We start from the raw sequence: 24,140 nt of genomic DNA on the forward strand, positions 1-24,140 counted from the left end.
ATCCTGCTTGCGAAAGTCGAGAGACATCACGCGACGCACGACTTCGGCAGCGTGCAGGCGGTCTGCCCTTCGATCTCGATCTGAAGGGTGGTGTGACCGATCCCGAAGCGCGCCCGCAGCGCGTCCGCCGTCTCCTTGAGGAAGAGCCGGCCGTGCGCCGCGTCGGCGATCACGAGATGGGCGGTGAGGGCGACTTCGGTGGTGCTCATCGGCCAGATGTGCAGGTCGTGCAGCCCGCGCACGCCGGGCCGGGCGGCGAGATAGGCGCGCACCGCTTCCGGATCGATGCCGGCCGGCACCGCGGCAAGCGACATCGCCACGCTGTCGCGCAGGAGCCCCCAGGTCGCGGCGATGATGAGCGCGGCGATGGCGAGGCTCACCAGCGGGTCGATCCAGTCGAAGCCGGTGGCGAGGATGACGAGACCCGCGAGCACCACGCCGGCCGAGACCGCCGCATCGGCCACCATGTGCAGGTAGGCGCCGCGGATGTTGATGTCGTCCTTGGAACCCGAGGCGAACAGCCACGCGGTGAAGCCGTTGATGAGGATGCCGATGCCGGCCACGACCATCACCGTGGTGCCGGCGACGGGGGCCGGCTCGAGGAAGCGCTGCACCGCTTCCACGATGATGCCGCCGGTGGCGACCAGAAGCACCACGGCGTTGAACAAAGCGGCCAGGATCGACGAGCCGCGCAGGCCGTAGGTGAAGCGCGCGGACGGCGCCCGCTTCACCAGCACCGCGGCGATCCAGGCGGCGGCAAGGCCGAGCACGTCGGAGAGGTTGTGGCCGGCATCGGCCACCAGGGCCATGGAATTCGAGAGCCAGCCATAGGCCGCCTCGACGCCGACGAAGCCGAGATTCAGCGCGATGCCGATGGCGAAGGCCGGCCCGAAATTTTTCGGGGCGTGAACGTGGCCAAGTCCACTATGGCTATGCCCCCCATGTCCGTGATCGTGATCATGGGAATGCTCGTGATCATGACCGGCATGATCGTGGTCGTGTCGATGATCCTGCCGGTGGTCGTCCATCGTCCCTCGCCGTGTCAGAACGCCAGCAGGCCCATGCCGCGCAGCCGCGCGAGAAGGGGCGTGAGCGGCAGGCCGAGGACCGTCGAATGGTCGCCCTCGACCCGCTCGAACAGGTGGATGCCGAGCCCCTCGAGCTGGTAGGCGCCGACCGAACTCGTGACCGCTTCCCCTGCGAGCCGCAGATAGGCGTCGATCGCGCCCGCATCGAGGGGGCGCAGGGTCAGCCGCGCGGTTTCGACGAAATCCTCCGCGTGGCCGTCGCGCCGGATCGCGACCGCCGAATGCAGCGCGTGGGTCCGGCCCTGGAGCCGGGCGAGATGGGCATGCGCGGCCGCGAGGTTGGCGGGCTTGTGGAAGACCTCGCCCTCGCATTCGAGCACTTGGTCGGCGCCGATCACGACGCGGCCGGGATGGCGGGCCGCCACCTCCTCCGCCTTGGCCTGTGCGAGCTGCCGCGCCAACGCGACCGGGGCCAGGGCACCGCCCTCGGCCTCCAGGGCGCGCTCGTCGATCCGCGCGGGCGCCGTCTCCACCGGCAGGCCGGCCCCCGTCAGGAGATCGCGCCGGGTGGCGCTCGCCGAGGCGAGAAGGAGCGGGGCAGGCGCAAGCCAGAGGGGGGAAGCGTTCACGTCGAAAATGATTCCGTCAGCGCAGGCCGCGCCAGTCGAGCCAGTCGAACAGGAAGTCGATATCCTCGGGCGCCACGGAGAAGAACCCCTCCTCCGAGCGTTCCGAGCCGATCACATAGCCGCTGGCATGGCCGAGCGTGTGGTCGATCGAGCTTTGCAGGAAGCCAAGTTCGAGCCCATTGTCGCGCAGGGCCACCACGGTGGTGCCAGGGGGCGCGAACAGCGAGCCGTGCAGCCCCGAACCGTATTCGCCGATGATCGTGCCGGCCGAGCGGAACAGGGCGATCTGTTCGGGCACGCTCAGCCGCTCGGGCCGGACGGGGGTGAAGCCGCGGGCCACCGCCTTCGCCTCGAACGCCGCCCGCTCCGCGAGGGTGCGCCGGTTGAGCGTGTCGGCATTGTCCGAGCGGGAGATCAGGAGTTTTTCGCTCCCCTGTTTCTCGCGGCGGCGACCGAGGCGCCAGCGGGGCGGCCAGCGAGAGCCGGGCGCGGCGCGATCGAGAAGGAAGCGGCGGGCCTGCCGCATCAGCGGCGAGGCGCGGCTGATGAAGCGGAGCGCCGTCGGCACGAGGAGCGAGCGGCAGACGACGAGATCGCGGCTGCGATCGTAGACGACGAGCCGATCCTCGCCGATGCCGAGGAGGCCGAGCCAGTCCCGCGCGAAACGCGGCGTGTCGGCGGGCAGGAGGTAGCGCAGCCGCGTGATGTCGTGGCCGGCCCGGTCGAGCAGGAACAGCTTGGGCAGGAAATCGACCAGCCAATGGCCGTACATCTGGTGGCCCATGCCGGTCAGCAGCACCACCGGCTCCTCGACGGTGACCCGCCGCAGATCCGGCAGCCGCGCGGCGATGGCGCGGAAATGCCCCTCGAAATTGACGGAGAAGATGTTGAGCTGGGCGGCGTACTGAAACACGCCGTCGAGGAGCACAACGCCCTCCTCGGTCACCTCCGCCCCCGGCAATTCGTAGAGGCTCGTCCCGAGGACGGTGGTCTGCTCGTGGTAGACGCGCAGCAGTTTGGGCGTCACCGCGCCGACCAGCAATTCGGGCGGGGGCGCCCAATCCCGGTAGGACAGGCTGAGATCGGTGCAGCGCCCGCGCCCGGCCCCGACGGTCTCGCGCAGATCGGCCGCGGGAAAGCCCGCGTCTTCCATATCCCCGCCTTCAGGTCGCGATGAACTTGAGGCGGTGCTCGCGGTAGAGGTCGAGGATCGCGGCGGCCGTCTCCTCGATCGAGCGGCGGGTCACGTCGATGGTCGGCCAGCGGTATTTGGCGCAGAGCCGGCGCGAGGCGGCGATCTCGTCGGAGACCGATTGCCGATCGACATAGGAGGAGTTGTCGTCGGCCTTCAGGCTGAGCAGGCGGTTCTGGCGGATCTGCACGATCCGCTCCGGGCTGGCGATCAGCCCGACGATCAGCGCCTTCTTCGCCCGCTCGAAGCTCGGCGGCAGCGGCATCGAGGGGACCAGCGGCAGGTTCGCGGTCTTCAGCCCACGGTTCGCGAGATAGATCGAGGTCGGCGTCTTCGAGGTGCGGCTGACGCCGACCAGCACCACGTCGGCCTCGTCGAGATCGGCCGGCAGGTTGCCGTCGTCATGGGCCAGGGTGAAGTTCATCGCGTCGATGCGCTTGAAGTACTCGGCGTTCAGCATGTGCTGGGCGCCCGGCCGCTCGGTCGAAGTCGCACCGAGATAGGAGCGCAGGAGCGCGTGCACCGGCTGGAGCACGTTGAGCGTCGGCGAGCCGGTCTCGCGGCAGGCCTCCTCCAGGCGCTCGATCAGCTCGTGGCCGACCAGCGTATAGAGCACGAGGCCCGGCGCCGCCTTGATCTCGGAGATCACCCGTTCGAGCTGCGCGCCCGAGCGCACCAGCGGATAGACGTGCTCGATCGCCGAGATGCCCTCGTACTGCACCGCTGCGGCGCGCCCGACATTGATCAGGGTCTCGCCGGTGGAATCCGAGACGAGATGAAGATGGAAATAGCTGCGGCTCATCGTCAGCCCGTCTCTGCCGTGACGCTCGGTCCGGGGCGGCAGACCGCCCCGAGGGATGCTTAGAGCATTTTCTCGGGCAAGCGCGATGCCGAATTGCCGTCGGCCGTGGCGGAGATCGGTTGCCGTGCGGCCGGACGGGCGATCATCGCGGTGGCCGGATCGCCTCGCCGACCCTCGCGGATATCGCCGAGGCCCGATCCGTGCCGTGATCGAAAGGCGGAGCCGAACCGCTCCGGCAGGGCGGCGCAGCGGGTGCTGACGCCCCCGATCCAGCGATATTCGATTGGTTTGTCAGTGATTTAGCGTTCCACCACTGCCACGCTGTCCCCAGGGCGGGTCCAGGGAGTCGATAAGTGGGGAAAACCAGGCCCGATCCGAGCGCGACGGCGGGTTGCCCCGAAATCCATCGACTCCGCCCTCAACACCCCGACCTTGCGCACATGGTGGAGTCGCCCGAATGGGAGAATCCGGGACCGAGGCGGCCATCAGGGCAGACGGGCCCACGCAAGCCTCTGCTGAGCTTGGCCTATCGTGGACATTAGATCCAATCCATTAAGAGGCGATTAACGCCGTGGCGGTGGGGAGGGCCTGTGGACGCGCTTGCGGCATCACGATCCAACGTCCAAGAGAAAAAACAGAGATTCTAGAATCTCTCTTTCTTTGAATAGGGCCGGGGTGGGGATGGCGCGGTCGCGATCCCTCCGGTCACCCCCCGAACGGCAATCAGGCAGGATACGGGCTTCAGGCATGGCGGAGGCAAAGACGGCGGCAACGGTGGCGGAAAGGCCGGTGCTGCGGGTGCTGTCGGGAGAGGCGATCTCCCCTCCCCCGGCCTGGATGATGCGCCAAGCGGGCCGCTACCTGCCGGAATATCGGGCGACCCGAGCCGAGGCCGGCTCCTTCCTCGATCTGTGCTACAACCCGGCCTTCGCCACCGAGGTGACGCTCCAGCCGATCCGCCGCTTCGGCTTCGAGGCGTCGATCCTGTTCTCCGACATCCTCGTCATCCCGCACGCGCTGGGCCAGGACGTGCGCTTCGTCGAAGGTGAGGGGCCGCGCCTCGATGCGCTCGAAGGCCGCGCCCAGTTCGACCGCCTCCGCGAGGCGGGCGATCCGGCGATCTTCTCGCACCTCGCACCGGTCTTCGAGGCGGTCGAACGCATCCGCGGGGCGCTTCCCCACGAGACCACGCTGCTCGGCTTCTGCGGCGCGCCCTGGACCGTGGCGAGCTACATGATCGGCGGGCGCGGCACGGTGGATCTCGCCCCGGCCCGGACGCTGGCGGCGGCCGACCCCGCTTTGCTCGACGCGCTGCTCGACCGGCTCGTCACCGTCCAGACCGAATATCTCGTGCGCCAGCTCCGCGCCGGCGCCGACGTGGTGCAGATCTTCGAGTCGCATGCCGGCGTGCTGCCCGTGTCGAGCGACGGCGACGCCCTCAAGCGCTTCTCGCTCGGTCCGATCGCGCGGATGGTCCAGGGCATCCGGGCGCAGGTGCCGGATGCCAAGATCATCGTCTTCGCCAAGGGCTCGGGGCTGGAGGGCCATGCCCGCGTCGTGCCCGAGACCGGCGCGAGTGCCGTCGGCGTCGATTGGGGTGTCGATCTCGCGGCCCTGCGAGCCCGTGTGCCGGCCTCGACGGTCACCCAGGGCAACCTCCACCCCGAGACCCTGATCGAGGGTGGGCGGGCCCTGGACGCGGCTGTGGATGCCATCCTGGCGGCGACCGAGGGTCTGCCGCACATCTTCAACCTCGGCCACGGCATCACCCCGCAGACGCCGATCGCCCATGTCGAGCAGATGCTGGCCCGGCTCAGAGGCGGCCGGTGACGCGCATTCGCGTCGCGGCCTTGGCTCTGACGCGCCGGGACGAGACCGGCGAGGCGTTGCTGCTGGTGCGCAAGCGCGGCAGCCGCCGCTTCATGCTCCCCGGCGGCAAGTTCGAGGCGGATGAGACCGACGCCGCCTGTCTTGCCCGCGAAATCCGGGAGGAACTCGCTCTCGCCTTCGACCCCGGCACGGCTGTGCGGCTGGGCCGGTTCGAGGCGCAAGCCGCCAACGAGCCCGGCCACATCGTCGAAGCGACCGTCTATCGGCAGGACGCCGCACCCGGCCTGAACCCTGTCTGCGGTGCGGAGATCGAAGAGATCCGCTGGCTCGCGCTCACCGGCGGAACGGACGAGGCCGCTTTGCCGCTCGCGCCGCTTCTGACCGGACCCTTCCTGGCGCGCCTGCGCGCCGCATCCCCCACACGGAGTGCCTCACCCGGTGCTTGAGACCCTGTACCCCTGGATCAAGGCCTTCCACGTCATCGCGGTGATCGCCTGGATGGCGGCGATGCTCTACCTGCCGCGCCTGTTCGTCTATCACGCGGCGTTGCCGGCCGGTTCGCGGGTGCAATCCGAGACCTTCAAGGTCATGGAGCGGCGCCTGCTCAAGGCGATCATGACGCCGGCCATGATCGTCACCTGGATCCTCGGCCTGTGGCTCGCGTGGCAGAGCGGCTACTACGCCGCGCCCTGGCTCCAGGCGAAGTTCGCCCTGGTGCTGGCGATGAGCGGCGTGCACGGCTTCCTCTCCCGCGCGGTCAAGGACTTCGCCGCCGACCGCAACACGCGGAGCCAGCGCTTCTACCGGGTCATCAACGAGGTGCCGACGCTGCTGATGATCGGCATCGTCATCCTCGCGATCGTGAAGCCCTGGGGCTGATTCTTTTTGGCCGGGCGCGGCACCGGGGCGGGCGCCATCCGTTGGAAGGGCAAAGCGTGGCCGTTGCCCGCGATGGAGCCTTGCCGATGCGTCTCCCGTTCCTCGCCCTCGCTGTGAGCCTCGCCGCGGTCTCCCCCGCGGCGGCGGCGAGCTTCGCCTGCGCCAAGGCCGAGACGCCGGACGAGAAGACGATCTGCGACACCCGCAGCCTCAACGACCTCGATGTCGAGATGGCGGTGCGCTTCGACATCCTCAAAGACCTGCTGCCGATGGGCAACCGCACCAAGATGCAGGACGATCAGGAGGCCTGGCTCAAGGATCGCCGCGCCTGCGGCACCGACGTCGCCTGTCTGAATGCGGCCTACGAGAGCCGGCTCAAGGTGCTGCGGGGCGTGCTGTCGGAGTTCGCCAAGCAGGGCGGGCAGTAGGGGCCGAGCCGACTGTCCCACCAAACCCCCTCATCCTGAGGTGCGCAGCGGCCTCGAAGGATCCTCCAGCCCATCGCGCGGGATCTGGAGGATCCTTCGAGGCCGCTGCGCACCTCAGGATGAGGTTGTGGACCGGAGGGGCCGGCCTCTCACAACCGCGCCAGCAGCCGTTCCGCCAGCGGGTTCTCCGCCGCGAAGGCGTAGTCGATCCGCCGCACGGTGACGGACCGCGCTCCGGCTTGAACCAGGGCGTCGGAGAGGTCGAACACCGCGTCCACGGGGCAGCGCATCACGATCTCGCCGTCGGCGCCGCGCGGGGCGCCGTAGGGCAGCTCGGCCTCGTGCAGGCCGGCGATGGTCGCCAGATCGATCTCGCCGGATTCGGGTAGCCCCGCGCGCACCTCGCGGCTGGTGCGGGCGCGCTCCTCCGCCGCGATCCGGCCGAGCACGGTGCGCAAGGCGGACCGCGCCGTCTCGCCCCAGGGGGCTTTGAGCGAGGCGACGAGGTTGGCCTCCGAGCGCAGCATCACCCCGTCATCGAGAATCTTCAGCGCGTTGGCCGCGAGCGTGGTGCCGGTGGTGGTGATATCGACGATGATCTCCGCCGAGCCTGCCGCCGGGGCGCCCTCGGTGGCGCCCAAGCTCTCGACGATGCGGTAATCGGCGATGCCGGCCTCGGCGAAGAAGCGGCGGGTCAGGTTCACGTATTTCGTGGCGATGCGCATCCGCCGGCCCTGGCGCAGGCGCATTTCGCTGGCGACCTCGTCGAGGTCGCTCATGGCGCGCACGTCGATCCAGGCCTGCGGCACCGCCACGACCACGCTGGCATGGCCGAAGCCGAGCGGCGTCAGGAGTTCGACGCTCGCGGCCGGATCGGGCAGCATCTCGCGGATCAGGTCCTCGCCGGTCACGCCGAGATGGGCGGCGCCGCTGGCGAGCTGGCCGGCGATCTCGGAGGCCGAGAGGTAGCGCACCTCGACGCCGGGCAGCCCGGCGAGCGTGCCGCGATACTCACGGGCGCCCGCCTTCTGCACCAGCTTGAGGCCGGCGCGGGAGAAGAAGGCGCTGGCATTCTCCTGAAGCCGGCCCTTCGAGGGGACGGCGAGAACGAGGGGCGAATCGGTCACGCGACAACTCCTTCGCTTCCGCCCGTGCTGTCTTCGGTGCAGCGCGACAGCCAGAAGGCGCAGCCCACCGCCGGCAGCGGCACCGGACTGCCGAGCTGCTGCAGGAGCCCGTCATAGCGCCCGCCGCCGACCAGGGTCGGGCCACCCTGCGGACCCGTCACCTCGAAGATGAAGCCGGTGTAATAGTCGAGGTTGCGCGCGAACCCGCCGTTGAACCGGAAGCGCTCGACCGGCAGACCCCGCGCGGCCATGAAGCCGGTGCGCTCCTCGAACAGGGCGAGCGCCGCCTCCAGCCCGTCATGGGTCAGGCCCGCCTCGCGCGCCAGCGCCCGCACCGCGGCCACCGCCGCATCGGGATCGCCGGAGATGGCGCAGTAGCGCTCGATCAGTTCGCGGTTCGTCGTGTTGAGGCCGGCGCCCCCATGCGCCTGCGCCGAAGCCTTGGCGAGGAAGCGCTCGGCGATGGCCCCGGCGCTGCGCCCGCCCACCTGCGAGATGCCGGCGATCGACAGCACGTCTTCCACGAAGGCGCGTACGGCGCCCGCATCCTGGCCCTGGATCGCGGCGAGCAGACCGGCATGGCGGTCCTCGGCCTGCACGGTGTTGGCGACCTCGTCGAGGGAGCGCCCGGCGGCGATGGCCCGCAGGGTCCGGCGCTTGGCCACCGGCGGCACGTGGAGCGCGTCGAGGAAGGCGTGGGTCAGGCCCATATCGCCGAGCCGCACGGTGACATCGGCGCGCCCGAGCAGGGCGAGCCCCTCGAAGGCGAGCCCCAGCACCTCGGCATCCGCCGCCGGGGTGTCGGTGCGCCCGATCGACTCGATGCCGCCCTGGACGAACTCGTCGGGCTCGCCGGCCACGAGGCGGAAGACCGGGCCGAGATAGCTGTAATCGGCGCTCTCGTCGGGCCGGGTCGCCTGATGCAGGCGGCAGACGGGAATGGTGAATTCCGGCCGCAGGCACAGCTCGGCCCCGTTCGCATCCTGCGTCACGAAGATGCGCCGCCGGATGTCCTCGCCCGACAATTCGAGGAACGGCTCCACCGGCTGCAGCACGGGGGGCGATGCGGGCACGTATCCGCAGGCGGAAAAATGCGCCGACAGTCGCACATGGCGCAACGCCTCCGCGCCGCTCGGGCCGCCTGCCTCCGGTCTCGTCATCGTCTCGGATCCAGCTTGATTTCGGCCCCCATAGCAATCGCGTTCCCGATTGGCGACCGTGCTGAGGGATTTCCGGGCGAATCGGACTGCGTAAGCGCTCTGGATCGGAAAGATTTTCCGTCGAACGATCCGGTTTCACCGCCCTCATCGCGAGCGGATGCCATGCGATCCGTCCGCGTGACTTTGCCGGGAAACCGCACTCTCGCGTGCGTCAGCCGACGACCGGCGGGGTCCAGCGCCGCAGCGGGGTTTCGGCCTCGTAGGGCAGCGGCGACGGATAGGTGAGGAACTCCACCAGCGCCCCGAACGGCGCGCGGGCGTAGCAGAAGCGGTTGCCGCTCCCCTGCTCGCTGGACGGCATGTCCTGCGGGCGGCTCAGAGCCGTTCCGCCCGCCGCCTCGAACCGGCGCAGGGCCGCATCGAGGTCGTCGGAATAGACGGCGATGTGCTGCCATCCGAGATCGCTGGCACGGGCCGGCGCCCGCTGATCGGGGGCCTCGATCTGGAACAGCTCGATCCCCGGCCCGTGGCCGAGCCGCAGCATCCGGATCGCGGTGATGCGCGCGCCGTTGGCGAGGTCGAGCCGCCGCTCGGCGTCCGGCCCTTCTTGCGGCGCGTCGCCCTTCTTCAGCGTCTCGTAGATCAGCTTGGCACCGAGGCCCTTGCGCAGGAATTCGGTGGCCGCCTCGATATCGTGGACCGCGAGCCCGACATGGTCGATGCCGCGAATCGGCCGGCCGCTCGGGCGCCCCGCACCCGCATCGTCGTCCGCGAGGCTGCGGCCCGGCATCTGCGTCGCGAGTGCCGAGCCTGCGAAGAGACCGCTCAGGATCAGCCGTCGTCCGATCATCGTCCTGCCGCCAAATGTTGCGTCGCAACAATGGGTGGATCGCCGGACGGTTCCCGCGCTACCAGACCAGCCGCTCGATCACCGCGTCCGGCCGCACCGGCTGGCGGTTGAGCCATTCGGCGATATCGCCGAGGCTGTGGTGCTCGGCTGTGACGCCGAGTTCCTCGCCATGGATGCCCCGGGCGACGAGGATCGAGGGGATGCCGTAGCCGGCCGCACCGGCGATGTCGGTGCGGATCGCATCGCCCACGGCCACCGTGCGGCGCACCTCCGGCGCCGGCATGGAATCGAGTTCGCCGGCCATGGCCAGCGCCGTCTCGTAGACCGGCCGATACGGCTTGCCCGCATAGACGACCGCGCCGCCGATGGCCTCGTAGGCCTGAGCGATCAGGCCGGCGCAGGGGATCAGCTTCTTGTCGCGCTCGACCACGAGATCGGGGTTGGCGCAGATCATCGGCACGTCGCGGGCACGGAAGGCGGCCAGCGCCTCGCGGTAATCCTCCGCCGTCTCGGTGTAATCGTCGAACAGGCCGGTGCAGACGATGCGTTGCGCGTCCGCCCCCGGCACCAGGGTGAGGTCGAGCCCGTCGAAGACCGGCGCGTCGCGCTCCGGCCCCAAGTGATAGACCCGCTCGCCCGGATGCTCGGCGATCAGCCGCCGGGTCAGGTCACCGGAGGTGAGGATCGCGTCGTAGGCCTCCCGCGGCACGCCGTAGCCGTCGAGGATCTTCTGCACGCCCTGCCATGGGCGGGGCGCGTTCGAGACCAGGATCACCCGGCGCGGACGCGCACCCGGCAGGCCGCGGAAGCGGATCAGCGCCTCGCCGGCCGCGACATGGCCCCGCGTCCCGTCATGCAGCACACCCCAGACGTCGCACAGGATCAGGTCGTAGCGCTCGGCCACCTCCTTGAAGTGGCGCAGCGTCGGGACGGGGGAATGGGTCATTGAGGATAAGATCCGGCCGAACAGTGTTGGGGGCTCTATAGCGGGGTTTGCGGACCACTGAAGGCCAGCACACGATCCTTCGTGCGCATCTCCCTCTCCCCTCCGCGGGAGAGGGTGGCCCCCGAAGGGGGTCGGGTGAGGGGCTGGCTCCGCACTTTCCGGAAGCGTTGCCCCCTCTCCCGCCTGCTCCGTAGGCACCCTCCCCCGCCGAGGGGGGGTTGAAAAAGCGGCTCACCCCAGGAACCGCCCCACCAGCAGCCGGGCGAGATCCCGCGGCGGGTCGGGGGTGAGCACGGCGAGCTTGCGCGAGGTCGAGAGCGAGGCGAGCCCGTGCAGGGCGGCCCAGAGGGCGGCCACCGCCCGGCGGCGCTCGTCGGGCGGGACGATCAGCGGCGCCAGCACCGTATCGACGAGGGCGACCGGCTCGGCCAGGGCCGCGGCGTACCAATCCGGAAACGGCTGGTCCGGCGCGACGAGATGCTCGAACAGCAGGCTCCAGACCCGCGGGTCGGCGGCGACGAAGACGAGATAGGCGTCGGCCAGCGCCAGGGCGTTGTCCCGTGCCGCCCGCTCCGGATCGATCACGGCGCCCAGCGCCGTGTGCAGCCGGGCCAGCGTGCGGGCATTGACCCGCAGGACCACCTGATCGAGGTCGCCCACCGCGTTGTAGATCGAATTCGGCGCGTAGCCGATGGCCGCCGCCAGCCGCCGCATGCCGAGCGAACGATAACCCTCGTTGCGCACGAGGCTCTCCGCCGCGCCCGCGACCAGGGCGACGAAGCCCTCGCGGTCGTGCTCGCCCCGCGGTCCGCTGCCCCGTGCCTTGCGTGACGCGTCTCCTGCCAAATCCGTCTCCGTCCCTGTGCGCGGCCGGTTCTCGTGCCGGTTCGCACCCTTCATAGGGGGTAGATTGCACGTCGTGCAATTTCAAGCTTGCGGCCGGCTCTGACCACGTTCATTTTGAACAACGTGCAAAACGCGGATTTGACGCCTTCGCCGTCGGCAGGCAGTCATGCCCGGAGCCGGGAGAGACCACGATGTTCCGCACACTGATGACGACGCGACGCTTCGCGCCGCTGTTCTGGTGCCAATTCTTCTCAGCCTTCAACGACAATTTCCTCAAGAACGCGCTCGCCCTGCTGATCCTGTTCCAGGTGAGTGCGCGAGGCGAGAGTTCGGGCGGGGTGTTGGTGACGCTGGCGAGCGCCGTGTTCATCGGCCCGTTCTTCATCCTGTCGGGCCTGGGCGGGCAGATGGCCGACCGCTACGACAAGGCGGTGCTGGCCAAGCGGCTGAAATTCGCGGAGATTTTCGCGGCCCTGCTCTCGGTGCTCGGCTTCTGGCTGCACTCGGTGCCGCTCTTGTTCGGCGCGCTCGGCCTGTTCGGAATCATCGCGGCGCTGTTCGGGCCGATCAAGTACGGCATCCTGCCCGACCACCTGAAGCGCGAGGAACTGACCGCCGGCAACGCCTTGGTCGAGGCCGCGACCTTCCTCGCCATCCTGCTCGGCACCATCACTGCGGGTCTGGCCATGGCGATGGGCGGCCACGCGCTGGGGCTCGGCGCCGGGCTGATGGGCATGGCGGTCCTGTGCTGGCTCGCCGCCCGGATGATCCCCGCCACCGGCGAGGGCGCGCCCGACCTGCATGTCGACCGCAACATCGCCCGCTCCACCGCCGAACTCCTGCGTGACCTGTGGTCCGATACGCGGCTGTGGCGCGGCTCGGTGATCGTGAGCTGGTTCTGGCTCGTTGGCGTGGTCATCCTCTCGCTGCTGCCCGTGCTGGTGCGCCAGACCCTCAACGGCACCGAGATCGTCGCCACCACCCTGCTCGCCATCTTCTCCGTCGGCATCGCGGTCGGCTCCGGCCTCGCCTCGTGGCTCGCCAGCGGGCGCATCGTGCTGCTGCCGACGCCGATCGGTGCGGTGCTGATGGGCCTGTTCGGGCTCGACCTCGCCTGGACGGTCTCGCAGGTCAGCCCGGCCGTCGGCGAACCGGTCGGCGCCTGGGACTTCATCACCAGCGGCTCGGGCCTGCGCATCGCCATCGACTTCTTCGGTCTGGCCGTCGCGGGCGGGCTCTATGTCGTGCCCTCCTTTGCCGCGGTGCAGGCCTGGACCGAGAAGGCCAAGCGCGCCCGCGTCATCGGCGCGGTCAACGTGCTGACGGCCGCCTTCATGGTCGGCGGCACCCTGGCGCTCGCGGTGCTTCAGGGCCTCGGGCTCTCGACGGCGCAGCTTCTCGGCCTCGTGGCCGTGCTGAACCTGATCGCCGGCGCGGTGATCCTTGTGACCCTGCCGACGAACCCCCTGCGCGACGCCCTCTCGATCCTGTTCCGCGCCTTCTACCGTCTGGAGGTGAAGGGCCTGGAGAACGTGGAGAAGGCGGGCCCGAACGCCATCGTCGCCCTCAACCACGTCTCCTTCCTCGACGCGCCTCTGGCGCTCTCGCTCCTCGACAAGGAACCCGTCTTCGCCATCGACCACGGCATCGCCCAGCGCTGGTGGGTGAAGCCGTTCCTCAAGGTGACGAAGGCGATGCCGCTCGATCCGACCCGGCCGCTCGCCACCCGCACGCTCATCAACGCGGTCAAAAGCGGCGAGACGCTGATCATCTTCCCCGAGGGCCGGCTCACCGTCACCGGCAGCCTGATGAAGGTCTATGACGGGGCGGGCCTCATCGCCGACAAGTCCGGCGCCATGGTCGTGCCGGTGAAGATCGACGGGCCGGAGCGCACCATCTTCTCGCGCCTCAAGCGCGATCAGATCCGCCGGGCATGGTGGCCGAAGGTGACGGTGACGATCATGCCGCCGGTCCGCCTCTACGTCGATCCGGAACTCAAGGGCAAGAACCGCCGACGGGCCGCGGGCGCGGCGCTCTACGACATCATGTCGGACCTCGTCTTCGAGACCGCCGACATCGAGCGCGGCGTCTTCTCCGCGCTCATCGAGGCCGGCCAGCTTCACGGCTGGCGGCGCACGGCGCTCGAAGACCCGGTGACGGGCAAGATGAGCTATGCGCGCCTCGTGATGGGCGCCAACATCCTGGGCCGGAAGCTTCAGGCGCTGCTGCCCGACGCGAAAAAACCGGTCGGGCTGATGCTGCCCAACGCCAACGGCGCGGCGGTGACGTTCTTCGCGCTGGCCAGCTCCGGCCGCGTCCCGGCGATGATCAACTTCTCCGCCGGCCCCACCGCGGTGCTCTCGGCTTGCCGGGCGGCGCAGGTCGATACCATCCTGACCTCCCGCGCCTTCATCGAGAAGGGGCGCCTCGGCACCCTGATCGAGGGCATTGAGGGGACGATCCGCCTGATCTATCTCGAGGACGTGCGGGCGGGCGTCACCACGGGCGACAAGATCCGCGGGTTCCTGAGCCCCCGCCGTCCGCTCGTGGCGCGCAAGGGCAGCGATCCGGCGGCGATCCTGTTCACGTCGGGCAGCGAGGGCACGCCGAAGGGCGTGATGCTCGCCAACCGCGCCATGCTCGCCAACACCGCGCAGGTGGCCGCCCGCATCGATTTCGGGCCGCGCGACAAGGTGTTCAACGTGCTGCCGGTGTTCCACGCCTTCGGGCTGACGGCCGGTCTGGTGCTGCCGCTGATCTCGGGCGTGCCGGTCTACCTCTACCCCTCGCCGCTGCACTACCGGATCGTGCCCGAACTCATCTACGGCACAAACGCCACGGTCCTGTTCGGCACCGACACCTTCCTCACCGGCTATGCCCGGATGGCGCATTCCTACGACCTGCGGAGCTTGCGCTACGTCGTGGCCGGCGCCGAGCCGGTGAAGCAGGCGACCCGCAAGACCTGGGCGGAGAAGTTCGGCCTGCGCATCCTCGAGGGCTACGGCGTCACCGAGTGCGGACCCGTGCTCGCGCTCAACACGCCGATGTTCAACCGCTTCGGCACCGTCGGCCAATTGCTGCCGGGGATCGAAGCGCGCCTCGAACCGGTGCCCGGCATCGAGGAGGGCGGGCGCCTCGCCGTGCGCGGCCCCAACATCATGCTCGGCTACCTGCGGGCGGAGAATCCCGGCGTGCTCGAGCCGCCCGCGGACGGCTGGTACGACACCGGCGACATCGTCGCCTTTGACGCCGACGGCTTCGTCACCATCAAGGGCCGGGCCAAGCGCTTCGCCAAGATCGCGGGCGAGATGGTGTCGCTGGCCAGCGTCGAGGCGCTCGCCGCCGAACTCTGGCCCGACGCCCCGAGCGCGGTCGCCGCCGTGCCCGACGCCCGCAAGGGCGAGCGCCTGATCCTGTTCACGGAGGCCAAGGGCGCGACGCGGGCGGCCTACCAGACCCACGCCAAGAGCCGGGGCGCGGCCGACGTCGCGATCCCCGCCGAGGTGGTCGTCGTGGAGGGTCTTCCGATGCTCGGCACCGGCAAGGTCGATCAGGTGAGCGTGACGAAGCTCGCGCGTGAACGGGCGGCGACGGCGGAAGCCGCGTGAGGATCGGGATGGGACAGGTCATCCCATCCCGCTCTTTATCCTGAGGGTGCCGGCGCGCAGTGTCGGCCTCGAAGGGTTCTCCAGATCCCGTGCGATCTCTGGAGGATCCTTCGAGGCTTCGCTTCGCTCCACGCCTCAGGATGAGGGTGGGGACGGGAAAACGGCTGCTGCTCAAGCTTCGCTCAGTGAATCCTTAGTCAGATCGGCAATCCATCCTTGCCGTAGAGGAAATTCTGGCTGCGGGCGGCGTCCGATCCCGGAAGCCTCTTTGAGGCGGCCAATTGCCGAACATTGTTCAGCACAGCATGCCGTTCTCGGCGCTCTGACGCCCGCTCGACCGGTTGGAGGCGTGCGACGGGCCGCCCATCCTGCGTGAGGATGATCGTTTCGCCCTCCTCGGCATTCGCCACGGACACACGCATCGGCTCCTCCTGCCGCAACGCTCCGATCTCAACCTCGCGGACGTCGAACTTAAACCATTCTTGGCCCTATCCTCCGCCCGCCTCACCACCCGCTGGTCCGTTGCCGATGCCCCTCTCTCGCCGCCGCTTCCTCGCCTCCTCGCTCGGCCTTGCGATCGCCGGCCCTGCCGCCGCGCAGAGCTATGGCCAGACCTTCAAGGTCGAGAACGACGAGGGCCGGCCGGTGGCCAATATGCGGCTGCCCGGCGAGATCACCGGGCAGATCCAGGAATTGCGCGGCGTCACCTATGTCGGCCCCCGCGAGGCCGAGGTGACCCTCTACGAGTTCTTCGACTACAACTGCCCGTGGTGCCGAAAGGCCGCCGCCGACGTCACCGCGCTCGCCGCCAGCGACCCGGCCCTCCGCATCGGCCTCGTCCACAACCCGATCCTCTCGCCGATGTCGGCCCAGGCGGCGAAGGTCTCGCTCGCGGTCCAGCGCAAGCTCGGCTCGGCGGCGGCCTTCGCCTTCTACGGCCAGCTTCTCGCCACCAAGGGCCAGATCGACGGGCTCAAGGCGCTCGACATCGGCGCGAAGACCGGCGTGCCGCGGGCCGAACTCGAACAGATCGCCGACAGCGACGAGGTGCGCGAGGCAATGCGCGCGCACATGAACATCGCGGCCAATCTCGGCCTCACCGCGACGCCCTCCTACGTCCTCGGCAATACCGGCGTGCTCGGCCATCCCGGCGTGAAGTCGCTGGCGAAGATGATCGGGGCGATGCGGCGCTGCGATCAGATCGCCTGCGGGTAGCGATTTAAGCGCCGCCGATGAGGATGCCCGTCGCCAGCACGAGGGCGCCGCCGAGCACGATCTGGAAGGCGGCCCGCAGGAAGGGCGTCTCCATGTAGCGGTTCTGGATCCAGACGATGGCCCAGAGTTCGACGAAGACCACGGCGAAGGCGATGCCGGTTGCCAGCCAGAAATTCGAGATCAGGTAGGGCAGCGCGTGGCCGAGGCCGCCGAGCGCGGTCATCAGGCCGGAGGCGAGGCCGCGTTTCAGCGGAGAGCCGCGCCCGGAAATCTTGCCGTCGTCATGCGCGGCCTCGGTGAACCCCATCGAGATGCCCGCGCCGATCGAGGCCGAGAGGCCGACGAGGAAGGTCGTCCACGGGTTCTGCGTGGCAAAGGCGGTGGCGAAGATCGGGGCGAGGGTCGAGACCGAGCCGTCCATGAGTCCGGCCAGCCCCGGCTGGACCCAGGTCAGGATGAACTGGCGATGCGCGACCGCATCCTCCGCGTCGCGGCCGGCTCCGTCGAGATGCTGCTCGCTCAGCGCCTCGGCCGTCCGCTCGTGCGCGCTCTCCGCCGCGGCGAGGTCGCCGAGCAGGCGGCGCGTGTCGGCGTCGGTCGAGCGCCGGGCGGCGGCGAGGTAGAAGTCGCGCGCCTGCCGCTCCATCGCGGCGGCCTCCTCCCGGACGCGGTCGAGCCCGAGATGGTGCATCAGCCAGACCGGCTTGCGGCTGTAATAGCCGGCGATGTGCTCGCGCCGGATCGGGATGATGAAGTCGCCGAACCGCTGCTTGTAGCAGTCGATCAGGCGGCGGCGGTGCGCGTCCTCGGCCTCCGCCATCGCGTCGAACAGGGCGGCCGAATGGGGGTAATCGCCGCGCAGGCGCCCGGCATAGGCGCGGTAGATCTGGCCGTCCTCTTCCTCGGACCCGATCGCGAGCGCCAGGATCTCCTGCTCGCTGAGATCGTCGAACCGTTTCCGGCCGCCGAGCGTCAGCATCGAGAGACGGCTCATCATGGCTCTGTCGACTCCGGGGACGGTGCGGTGGAGAGGGCGTGGAGGGCCTTACCCCTCCTGCTCCTGCAGCAGCCGGTACTCGCGCCCGTGCCGGCAATAGCCCTCGACGATGTGGCTCATCATCGCGCGCTTCGTCGGGTCGAGGGTGCCGAGGATGCGGGCCGGGCGCCCGCCCCAGAGATGGCCGCCCTCCAGCAACTGGCCGGGATCGGTGGTCGAGCCGCCGGCCAGCATCACGTCGTCGGCCACCACGGTGCCGGGCGCCAGCACCGAGCCGATGCCGATGAGGCTGCGGGCGCCGATCCGGCAATCGGCCATGCGCACGTTGTGGCCGATCGTGGTGTCGCGCCCGATCACCACGCCCTCGCCGCGGCTGCGGATCACGGTGTTGTCCTGGATGTTGGTGTCGGCGCCGACCACGATCGGCCCGACCTCGGCGGCGAGTTCGCAGGAGAACAGCACCGTCGATCCGGCCCCGAGGGCGATGCGGCCGGAGAGCCGCGCGGTGCGGGCCACGAACACGCTGGCCTCGGTTTCCGGCGGTTCGGGTTGCGCGGGCGGGCCTGACGCCTCGCCCGACGCCTCCCGCAGGCGCTCGGCCCGCTCGGCCAGTTCCTCCGGCGTCACCGGGCGCAGGCGCTTGGCCGGGTTGCCGCCATAGGCAAAGCCGCTCTCGAGCTTGGAGCGGGGGAAGATGGTGGCGCCCGCCTCGATCAGCACGCTGTCGCCGACAATCGCCCCGTCGAGGATGATCGCGTCGTCCTCGATCACCACGTCCGAGCCGACGGTGCAGGCATGCACTACGGCGTTGCGGCCGACCGTGACCCGGTCGCCGATCTGCGTCGGCAGCGATTCGGTGGCGATGTGGACGGTGGAGCGGGCGCCGAGCCAGAAGCGCTCGCCCGCGGTGATCGGCTGGCCGTCGCTGCGGATCACGCTGTCGTCGCCGAGCCAGGCCTGGGGGCCGAGGATGGCGGCGCCGATCACGGTGCTGGCGCGACCGCACCAGACGGGGCGGCTGGCGAAGACGGGCAGGATGCCGTCGTAGGGCAGGATCAGTTCGGGCGTCACGTCGCGGCTCGCTGTTCGTCGAAACGGCGCCGGTGGCGCGGTCCTCTTGTTGAGCCATATAGGCTCACGGGCAAAGGGGGTCACGGCCCGGCGCGAAAACGCTCGGGCCGATCCTTTTGCGCCGCGTACGCCTTGCCGAAGAGTGGGTCATGACGGTCAGCATCCAGTCCGAGCCCTTCGACACCGCCGCCGAGATCGCCCGGATCGAGGCGGAACTGGCCGGCCGGGCCGGGGCGGTGGTGACCTTCTCCGGCCTCTGCCGCGACGAGGCGGGCCGGCTGGCCGCTTTGGAGCTGGAGCATTATCCCGGCATGGCCGAGGCCGAGATCGCCCGTGTGGTCGAGGAGGCGCGCGCCCGCTGGCCGGTCCAGGCGCTGCGGGTGATCCACCGCCACGGGCTGGTGCGGCCGGGCGAGGGCATCGTCCTCGTCGTCAGCGCCTCGCCCCACCGCAAGGCCGCCTTCGCCGCCGCCGACTTCCTGATGGATTACCTCAAGACCCGCGCCCCGTTCTGGAAGCGCGAACACCTCGCCGACGGCACCACCGGCGGCTGGGTCGCGGCGACGGAGGCCGACGCCGCCGCCGCCCAAGCCTGGGCCTGACAGATCATCGATTGTCCCGGGGCCCCTGCGGCCCCGCCCGAACCGCGAACGGATCCCCCGAACCATGACGGCTCCCCCTTTCAGCCCGCCGGCCAACCCGCCCGGCGCGCGGCGCCTCGCGGCCGCGGGCATCGCGGTCGTGGCCTTCGCCGCCGCCCTCTGGCTCGCCTGGACCGCGGCGGCGACGCTGCTGCTGATCTTTTCCGGCATCCTGTTCGCCGTCTTCCTCGACGGGGTGACACGGGGCCTCGGCTACGTGCTGCCGATCGGGCGCGGGTGGCGCCTTGCCCTCGCCTGCCTCGTGCTCGCCGCGCTCGCGCTGGGGCTCTCGGCCTTCGGCGGCGCCACCGTGGCGAGTCAGGCGCGCGAACTCGGCACGACGGTGCGCCAGCAATCGGAGACGGTGCGCGACTGGCTGAAGGAGCGCGGCATCGAGATCGACCTGTCGCAGGGGGCTCCGGCGGATGCCGGTCAGGGCGCAGAGAGCCAGGGCAAGGACAAGAACGAGAAGGAGGGCGGCCTCGCCGGCCTCGCCTCGGGCGCCCTCAAGAGTCCCGGTTCGCTCCTGTCGGATGCCGGCAGCGTGCTCGGGCCGGCGGCGACCGTGGTGATCGCGCTGTTCAACGCGCTCGGCAACGTCCTCGTGATCGTCTTCCTCGGCGTCGCCATCGCTGCCGATCCGGGCAGCTACCGCGACGGCGCCCTGCGGCTCGTGCCCTCGCGCCACCGCGAGAAGGGGGCGCGCGTCCTCGACGGGTCGGGCGAGACCCTGCGGCACTGGCTGTTCGGGCAGCTCGTGACCATGGCGGCGATCTTCGTGCTGACCTGGGCGGGCTTGAGTTTCCTCGGGATCGGCGGCGCTCTGATCCTCGGGCTCCAGGCGGGCCTGCTCGCCTTCGTGCCGACCATCGGGCCGTTGATCGCGGGTCTGGTGATCGTGCTGAGCAGCCTCGCTTCGGGGCTGAACGGTCTGCTCGGGGCGCTCGGCGTCTATCTCGCGGTGCAGACGGCGGAGAGCTACGGACTCACCCCGTTCATCCAGCGCCGCGCCCTCGACCTGCCGGCGGCGACGATCTTCGCCGGCCAGCTCCTGCTCGGCGTGCTGTTCGGCCTATGGGGCGTGGCGCTCGCGCTGCCGCTGGTGGCCGTGATCAAGGTGCTGCTGGAAGAACTCTATATCGAGGACGGGGCCGAAGCGGAGGCCTGATGCTCCGCTCCGGCCCCGGTCACCTTACGGCGCCATATCGGGGACCGGCTTGACGGTCCCCAATTCGGATGCGGGCGTCGGCTGGGTCGGGGTGCCGATCTGCGGCGGCGGGGTGAGCTGCAGGTGCTCGCTGGTATAGGCGAGTTCCTGATAGACCCGCTGCGGATCGCCGTTCAGCTTCGTGCCGTAGCTCGGTACGACCTGGCGGATCTTCGCCTGCCATTCGGGGGTGGCGACCTTCTGGGCGAACACCTTCTCCAGCACGTTCAGCATGATCGGCGGAGCGGTGGAGGCGCCCGGCGAGGCGCCGAGCAGGGCGGCGATGCTGCCGTCCTTGGCGCTCACGACTTCGGTGCCGAGCTTGAGCACGCCGCCCCGCTCCGCATCGCGCTTGATGATCTGCACGCGCTGCCCGGCCTGGACGAGGCGCCACTCGTCCTTCTTCGCGTCGGGGAAGTACTCGCGCAGGGCCTGGTAGCGGTCCTCGTCCGAGAGCATCACCTGGCCGGCCAGGTACTCGATCAGCGGGTATTGCTCGACGCCGACGCGGACCATCGGCCAGACATTGCTGGTGGTGGTCGAGGTCAGCAGGTCGAAATACGAGCCTTCCTTTAGGAACTTGGTCGAGAAGGTCGCGAACGGTCCGAACAGGATCACGCGCTTGCCGTCGAGCACCCGCGTGTCGAGATGCGGCACGGACATCGGCGGCGAGCCGACCGAGGCCTTGCCGTAGGCCTTGGCGAGGTGGCGCATCGCCACCTCCTGGTTCTCGGTGACGAGGAACGAGCCGCCGACGGGGAAGCCGGCATAATCCTCGGCCTCGGGGATGCCGGAAGCCTGAAGCAGGTGCAGGGCGCCGCCGCCCGCGCCGATGAACACGAACTTGGCATCGACCGTGTGGCGGCTGCCGTCCTTCAGGTTCTTCGACGTGACGCGCCAGGTGCCGTCCTTGTTACGCTCGAAGCCCTCGACCTCGGTCGAGAGGCGCAGGTCGAACTTCGGCCCGCTCTTCAGCGCGGCGATGTGCTGGCGGGTGACCTCGCCCCACTCGCAATCGGTGCCGAGCGGCGACCACGTGGCGGCGACCTTCTGCTTCGGGTCGCGCCCCTCCATCATCAGGGGGACCCACTTCTTGATCTGCTCGGGGTCGGTCGAGAACTCCATCCCGGCAAAGAGCGGGCTCGCCTTGAGCGCCTCGTAGCGCTTGCGCAGGAAGGTGATGTTGTCGTCGCCCCAGACGAAGCTCATGTGGGGCGTGGAGTTGATGAAGGTGTGGGGGTTCTTCAGCACGCCCTTCTGGACCTGCCAGGCCATGAACTGGCGCGTGACCTGGAAGGCCTCGTTGATCTCGACGGCCTTGTTGATCTGGACGTTCCCCTTGGAATCCTCCGGCGTGTAGTTCAGCTCCGCCAGGGCCGAGTGGCCGGTGCCGGCATTGTTCCAGCCGTTGGAGCTTTCCAGCGCCACGCCGTCGAGCCGCTCGATCATCTCCAGCGACCAGTCGGGCTCGAGCTCGCGCAGCCAGACACCGAGCGTCGCGCTCATGATGCCGCCGCCGATCAGCAGCACGTCGACCTTCCGGGGCTCGCCCGCGGCGAGCAGGGGCGAAACCGGCAGAGCCGTCGCCGCCAGACCCGCCAGCGCGCCGCCGAGAACGTGACGCCGGTTCATTGGCATCAGACTATGTTGCATATTAGCGGAACGAATATGCAGTTTATCGTCAGAGCTCATTTTATTTTTCGTGCCGCTCAAAAATTTATTGGCCCGATAGGTCCGCTACAACACGCTTGGGCGAGCGACAACCCGCCGATTACATGGCTGCTATGCCCTGAAACCTTGAACACTCTCGGCCGATTGTCAGGCCAACCCCAGGTCACCCGCCGGTCCCTGGGCAAGCCCTCAAGCGAGCTGCCGCGCGTTCCACCCGGCGGACGCTCCCCAGCAGGGCGCGGGCGGCCCCGTGGCGGACGGCGCCGGTCTCGCAGGTCTTGCAGATCGCTCCGAGATAGCGGCCGTCGATCACGGTCTCGGCGAACAGGCCCGACTTGAACCGCGGCGCCGCCTCGGTCTCGACGGCGATCCAGTCGCGGGGGCCGAATCGCTCGGGCCCGAGCGGCCTTCGGATCGTGGCACCCTTGCTCGTGCTCTTCAGGACCGCGCGCAGGCGGAGGTAGCGGGCGAGCGGCGACGTATAGAGCCCGGCCAGGCGGGCCGCGTCGTCCCCGCCCTCGACCGCGGCGGTGCGCAGGCGCAGGGTGCAGGCCTCCTTGGTGCGGGCGCAAGCGGGTGTCTCACACAGGATTCGCACCACGCGCCGGCCGGAGGCGTCGCCGGGATCGTCATTGGCACCCTCCAGCACCCAGCCCGGCGGCAGGTCGAGCCTGAAACCCTGATCGAGGCGCAGCGTCGTCGGACCCGGCCGGGCATCCGCCCCGTTCGTGGCCGCGTCCGGTGCAGGCGCCTCGGTGGAATCCGGCGTCTCCTCGGCCCAGGCCGGAGCAATCGCGAGCAGGCACGGCAACAGGCAGGCGGCGAGAAGGGCCGTGCGCGGGCGGTGGGGGGCGGGCGCGTCGGTCATTGGGCGCGGGTCTCCGTGGGAACGTGGCGTTCGGCCAGCGCCTCGAAGCGGGCGCGCGCCTCAGGCTCGAAGATTCGCAGCGGCACGGGCAGCATCTCGTCCCAGCGCATCGGCAGGATCATCAGGTCGCCGATCCGCTCGCGTCGGCGAAACAGCGGCCAGCCGAGATGAGCGTGGGCGCCGTCCTTCGCGGTGGTGAGGCCGGCCTCGTCGATCACGATCTCGGCCTCGGCGGGGGATTCCTCGGCGTCGAGCTGTGCGGCGAGCTCCCGCGCGAGCCAGCGGCGCGCGAAGGGGTGGGCCGCGAAGAACAGGGCAATCACCACCGCGACGCCGATGGCGGGCTTCCAGAAATCGCTCGCGACCATTTCGACGAAGAGCGGCAGCGCGTCGGAGAACGGCACCCGGTCGGGATCGACCGCCCAGAGCATCGCCAGCAGAGCGGGGTAGAGCAGGGTCAGGCCCACGAGCCACGCGGCGGCGCCGGTGAGCCGGGCGCGGCGGGCTAAAGGATTCTCCAGCGCGCGCAGGATGATCGGCACCCGCTCCTCCGGCGTCAGGCGCATCGTGGCGCGCACGGCCTCGGGCCCGGTGGCCGGTTCGGCCGGCGGCGCCGTCGGGGCGGTTCGGCCGGCGCAGGCTTGCATCCAGCGCCGGATGCCGGCGGCGCTCTCCGGGCTCAGGGACGCCTTGGGCAGGACGATCGGAACGTCGCCGATCTCCGTCGGCAGGAAGAGATGGTGCCGGTCCTCCGCGAGGTCGCGGATGCGCGGCCAGGGCACGAAGCCCACGAGATGCGGCGCGGTCTGGGTCAGCCCGGCGCCGTCGAGCCGGTAGCGCACCGGCACCGGACCCGGATCGTGGCCCGAATCCTGTCCACCACCGCCCGGCGGCCCCATCAGGGCCCGCACCCGGCGGCGGGCGAACCAGGGGTGGAGCGCGTAAAAGGCGAGCAGGGCGAGGGTGATCAGGACTAGGTAGGCCGCGAGCGGCAGCGGATCGAAGCCGGACAGGTCGCGCCAGAACGCGGACAGGCTGCGCCGCCCGCCCGACGTTGCCCAGCCCGAGACCGCGCCGAGCAGAATGAAAAACCACACCACCGGCAGGCCGAGCGTGAGGATGCGCCGCCGCTGCGCCGCGAGCGG

23 protein-coding genes are annotated in these 24,140 nt (G+C 69.9%); 8 read left to right on the forward strand and 15 right to left on the reverse strand.

The window, feature by feature from the left end; translation table 11 throughout:
- Nucleotides 1-26: 26 nt before the first annotated feature.
- The 4 genes from ASF53_RS22645 to ASF53_RS22660 are packed head-to-tail and all read right to left on the reverse strand — an operon-like array spanning nucleotide 27 to nucleotide 3,651.
- A complete protein-coding gene (locus ASF53_RS22645; protein WP_056204236.1) occupies nucleotides 27-1,028 on the reverse strand; it encodes a cation diffusion facilitator family transporter in 1,002 nt (333 codons plus the stop codon).
- Nucleotides 1,029-1,042: 14 nt separating this feature from the next.
- Nucleotides 1,043-1,657, reverse strand: a complete 615-nt coding sequence (locus ASF53_RS22650) for a Maf family nucleotide pyrophosphatase (RefSeq protein WP_056204238.1) — start codon at nucleotides 1,655-1,657, stop codon at nucleotides 1,043-1,045.
- Nucleotides 1,658-1,673: 16 nt separating this feature from the next.
- Nucleotides 1,674-2,810, reverse strand: a complete 1,137-nt coding sequence (locus tag ASF53_RS22655) for a glycosyltransferase family 61 protein (RefSeq protein WP_056204241.1) — start codon at nucleotides 2,808-2,810, stop codon at nucleotides 1,674-1,676.
- A 10-nt stretch (nucleotides 2,811-2,820) separates the two neighbouring features.
- The gene (locus ASF53_RS22660; RefSeq protein ID WP_056204245.1) at nucleotides 2,821-3,651 is read right to left on the reverse strand and encodes a pyruvate, water dikinase regulatory protein; all 831 of its coding nucleotides are present in this window, start codon (nucleotides 3,649-3,651) and stop codon (nucleotides 2,821-2,823) included.
- A 747-nt stretch (nucleotides 3,652-4,398) separates the two neighbouring features.
- Here ASF53_RS22660 and hemE point away from each other — a divergent pair.
- The 4 genes from hemE to ASF53_RS22680 all read left to right on the forward strand — a co-directional run bounded on the left by hemE (nucleotide 4,399) and on the right by ASF53_RS22680 (nucleotide 6,788).
- Nucleotides 4,399-5,481 carry a uroporphyrinogen decarboxylase gene (hemE, locus tag ASF53_RS22665; RefSeq protein WP_056204247.1) on the forward strand — a complete coding sequence of 361 codons (1,083 nt, stop codon included), beginning with the start codon at nucleotides 4,399-4,401 and terminating at the stop codon, nucleotides 5,479-5,481.
- Complete coding sequence (locus ASF53_RS22670; protein WP_056204252.1) at nucleotides 5,478-5,927, forward strand: NUDIX hydrolase; 450 nt, start codon at nucleotides 5,478-5,480, stop codon at nucleotides 5,925-5,927. Before hemE ends, ASF53_RS22670 begins: the two co-directional genes overlap by 4 nt.
- Nucleotides 5,920-6,360, forward strand: coding sequence for a protoporphyrinogen oxidase HemJ (gene hemJ, locus ASF53_RS22675; RefSeq protein WP_082482934.1), 441 nt, complete (start codon nucleotides 5,920-5,922; stop codon nucleotides 6,358-6,360). The genes ASF53_RS22670 and hemJ overlap by 8 nt, the downstream gene beginning before the upstream one ends.
- Before the next feature lie 86 nt (nucleotides 6,361-6,446).
- Nucleotides 6,447-6,788 (forward strand): lysozyme inhibitor LprI family protein, encoded by a 342-nt coding sequence (locus ASF53_RS22680; protein ID WP_056204255.1) that lies wholly within the window; start codon nucleotides 6,447-6,449, stop codon nucleotides 6,786-6,788.
- Nucleotides 6,789-6,937: 149 nt separating this feature from the next.
- Here the strand turns inward: ASF53_RS22680 and hisG are convergent, their stop codons facing one another.
- From hisG to ASF53_RS22705, 5 genes are all read right to left on the reverse strand, one after another.
- Nucleotides 6,938-7,915, reverse strand: a complete 978-nt coding sequence (hisG, locus tag ASF53_RS22685; protein ID WP_056204258.1) for an ATP phosphoribosyltransferase — start codon at nucleotides 7,913-7,915, stop codon at nucleotides 6,938-6,940.
- Nucleotides 7,912-9,075 carry an ATP phosphoribosyltransferase regulatory subunit gene (locus tag ASF53_RS22690; RefSeq protein ID WP_056204261.1) on the reverse strand — a complete coding sequence of 388 codons (1,164 nt, stop codon included), beginning with the start codon at nucleotides 9,073-9,075 and terminating at the stop codon, nucleotides 7,912-7,914. Before ASF53_RS22690 ends, hisG begins: the two co-directional genes overlap by 4 nt.
- 211 nt (nucleotides 9,076-9,286) lie before the next feature.
- Complete coding sequence (locus tag ASF53_RS22695; RefSeq protein WP_056204264.1) at nucleotides 9,287-9,925, reverse strand: VOC family protein; 639 nt, start codon at nucleotides 9,923-9,925, stop codon at nucleotides 9,287-9,289.
- A 58-nt stretch (nucleotides 9,926-9,983) separates the two neighbouring features.
- Complete coding sequence (locus ASF53_RS22700; RefSeq protein ID WP_056204267.1) at nucleotides 9,984-10,871, reverse strand: TIGR01459 family HAD-type hydrolase; 888 nt, start codon at nucleotides 10,869-10,871, stop codon at nucleotides 9,984-9,986.
- A gap of 231 nt (nucleotides 10,872-11,102) precedes the next feature.
- Nucleotides 11,103-11,615, reverse strand: a complete 513-nt coding sequence (locus tag ASF53_RS22705; RefSeq protein ID WP_056204854.1) for a TetR/AcrR family transcriptional regulator — start codon at nucleotides 11,613-11,615, stop codon at nucleotides 11,103-11,105.
- 293 nt (nucleotides 11,616-11,908) lie between these two features.
- Between ASF53_RS22705 and ASF53_RS22710 the strand changes: the two genes are divergently transcribed.
- On the forward strand, nucleotides 11,909-15,325 hold the full coding sequence (locus ASF53_RS22710) for an acyl-[ACP]--phospholipid O-acyltransferase (protein ID WP_056204271.1): 3,417 nt from the start codon (nucleotides 11,909-11,911) through the stop codon (nucleotides 15,323-15,325).
- Nucleotides 15,326-15,522: 197 nt separating this feature from the next.
- Here ASF53_RS22710 and ASF53_RS22715 read toward each other — a convergent pair whose 3' ends face one another.
- Entirely contained in the window at nucleotides 15,523-15,735 is a 213-nt protein-coding gene (locus ASF53_RS22715; protein WP_286134652.1) for a type II toxin-antitoxin system Phd/YefM family antitoxin, read from the reverse strand.
- Between the two features lie 118 nt (nucleotides 15,736-15,853).
- Here ASF53_RS22715 and ASF53_RS22720 point away from each other — a divergent pair, with 118 nt between their 5' ends.
- The gene (locus ASF53_RS22720) at nucleotides 15,854-16,540 is read left to right on the forward strand and encodes a DsbA family protein (RefSeq protein ID WP_056204274.1); all 687 of its coding nucleotides are present in this window, start codon (nucleotides 15,854-15,856) and stop codon (nucleotides 16,538-16,540) included.
- A 4-nt stretch (nucleotides 16,541-16,544) separates the two neighbouring features.
- Here ASF53_RS22720 and mbfA read toward each other — a convergent pair whose 3' ends face one another.
- Together mbfA and ASF53_RS22730 are read right to left on the reverse strand one after the other, a co-directional pair.
- The gene (gene mbfA / locus ASF53_RS22725) at nucleotides 16,545-17,537 is read right to left on the reverse strand and encodes an iron exporter MbfA (protein ID WP_056204276.1); all 993 of its coding nucleotides are present in this window, start codon (nucleotides 17,535-17,537) and stop codon (nucleotides 16,545-16,547) included.
- A gap of 48 nt (nucleotides 17,538-17,585) precedes the next feature.
- A complete protein-coding gene (locus ASF53_RS22730; RefSeq protein WP_056204279.1) occupies nucleotides 17,586-18,608 on the reverse strand; it encodes a gamma carbonic anhydrase family protein in 1,023 nt (340 codons plus the stop codon).
- Between the two features lie 149 nt (nucleotides 18,609-18,757).
- On the opposite strand from ASF53_RS22730, the gene ASF53_RS22735 reads away from it, so the two are divergent.
- Nucleotides 18,758-19,210, forward strand: a complete 453-nt coding sequence (locus tag ASF53_RS22735; RefSeq protein ID WP_056204282.1) for a molybdenum cofactor biosynthesis protein MoaE — start codon at nucleotides 18,758-18,760, stop codon at nucleotides 19,208-19,210.
- Between the two features lie 64 nt (nucleotides 19,211-19,274).
- Nucleotides 19,275-20,417 (forward strand): AI-2E family transporter, encoded by a 1,143-nt coding sequence (locus tag ASF53_RS22740; protein ID WP_056204285.1) that lies wholly within the window; start codon nucleotides 19,275-19,277, stop codon nucleotides 20,415-20,417.
- Nucleotides 20,418-20,441: 24 nt separating this feature from the next.
- Here ASF53_RS22740 and mqo read toward each other — a convergent pair whose 3' ends face one another.
- The 3 genes from mqo to ASF53_RS22755 form a co-directional block, all read right to left on the reverse strand.
- Entirely contained in the window at nucleotides 20,442-22,094 is a 1,653-nt protein-coding gene (gene mqo / locus ASF53_RS22745; RefSeq protein WP_056204859.1) for a malate dehydrogenase (quinone), read from the reverse strand.
- 196 nt (nucleotides 22,095-22,290) lie between these two features.
- The gene (locus ASF53_RS22750) at nucleotides 22,291-22,995 is read right to left on the reverse strand and encodes a hypothetical protein (protein ID WP_056204288.1); all 705 of its coding nucleotides are present in this window, start codon (nucleotides 22,993-22,995) and stop codon (nucleotides 22,291-22,293) included.
- Complete coding sequence (locus ASF53_RS22755; protein ID WP_156635784.1) at nucleotides 22,992-24,092, reverse strand: YcxB family protein; 1,101 nt, start codon at nucleotides 24,090-24,092, stop codon at nucleotides 22,992-22,994. The genes ASF53_RS22750 and ASF53_RS22755 overlap by 4 nt, the downstream gene beginning before the upstream one ends.
- Nucleotides 24,093-24,140 lie beyond the last annotated feature (48 nt).

The sequence above is a fragment of the Methylobacterium sp. Leaf123 genome, assembly GCF_001423405.1.
Taxonomy (GTDB): Bacteria; Pseudomonadota; Alphaproteobacteria; order Rhizobiales; family Beijerinckiaceae; genus Methylobacterium.

What these genes read in the sequence shown, in the direction of transcription:
- ASF53_RS22645 (WP_056204236.1), bottom strand. Translation starts at nt 1,028, where the DNA reads ATGGACGACCACCGGCAGGATCATCGACACGACCACGATCATGCCGGT.
- ASF53_RS22655 (WP_056204241.1), bottom strand. Translation starts at nt 2,810, where the DNA reads ATGGAAGACGCGGGCTTTCCCGCGGCCGATCTGCGCGAGACCGTCGGG.
- ASF53_RS22660 (WP_056204245.1), bottom strand. Translation starts at nt 3,651, where the DNA reads ATGAGCCGCAGCTATTTCCATCTTCATCTCGTCTCGGATTCCACCGGC.
- hemE (WP_056204247.1), top strand. Translation starts at nt 4,399, where the DNA reads ATGGCGGAGGCAAAGACGGCGGCAACGGTGGCGGAAAGGCCGGTGCTG.
- ASF53_RS22680 (WP_056204255.1), top strand. Translation starts at nt 6,447, where the DNA reads ATGCGTCTCCCGTTCCTCGCCCTCGCTGTGAGCCTCGCCGCGGTCTCC.
- ASF53_RS22690 (WP_056204261.1), bottom strand. Translation starts at nt 9,075, where the DNA reads ATGACGAGACCGGAGGCAGGCGGCCCGAGCGGCGCGGAGGCGTTGCGC.
- ASF53_RS22695 (WP_056204264.1), bottom strand. Translation starts at nt 9,925, where the DNA reads ATGATCGGACGACGGCTGATCCTGAGCGGTCTCTTCGCAGGCTCGGCA.
- ASF53_RS22700 (WP_056204267.1), bottom strand. Translation starts at nt 10,871, where the DNA reads ATGACCCATTCCCCCGTCCCGACGCTGCGCCACTTCAAGGAGGTGGCC.
- ASF53_RS22710 (WP_056204271.1), top strand. Translation starts at nt 11,909, where the DNA reads ATGTTCCGCACACTGATGACGACGCGACGCTTCGCGCCGCTGTTCTGG.
- ASF53_RS22720 (WP_056204274.1), top strand. Translation starts at nt 15,854, where the DNA reads ATGCCCCTCTCTCGCCGCCGCTTCCTCGCCTCCTCGCTCGGCCTTGCG.
- mbfA (WP_056204276.1), bottom strand. Translation starts at nt 17,537, where the DNA reads ATGATGAGCCGTCTCTCGATGCTGACGCTCGGCGGCCGGAAACGGTTC.
- ASF53_RS22735 (WP_056204282.1), top strand. Translation starts at nt 18,758, where the DNA reads ATGACGGTCAGCATCCAGTCCGAGCCCTTCGACACCGCCGCCGAGATC.
- ASF53_RS22740 (WP_056204285.1), top strand. Translation starts at nt 19,275, where the DNA reads ATGACGGCTCCCCCTTTCAGCCCGCCGGCCAACCCGCCCGGCGCGCGG.
- mqo (WP_056204859.1), bottom strand. Translation starts at nt 22,094, where the DNA reads ATGCCAATGAACCGGCGTCACGTTCTCGGCGGCGCGCTGGCGGGTCTG.
- ASF53_RS22750 (WP_056204288.1), bottom strand. Translation starts at nt 22,995, where the DNA reads ATGACCGACGCGCCCGCCCCCCACCGCCCGCGCACGGCCCTTCTCGCC.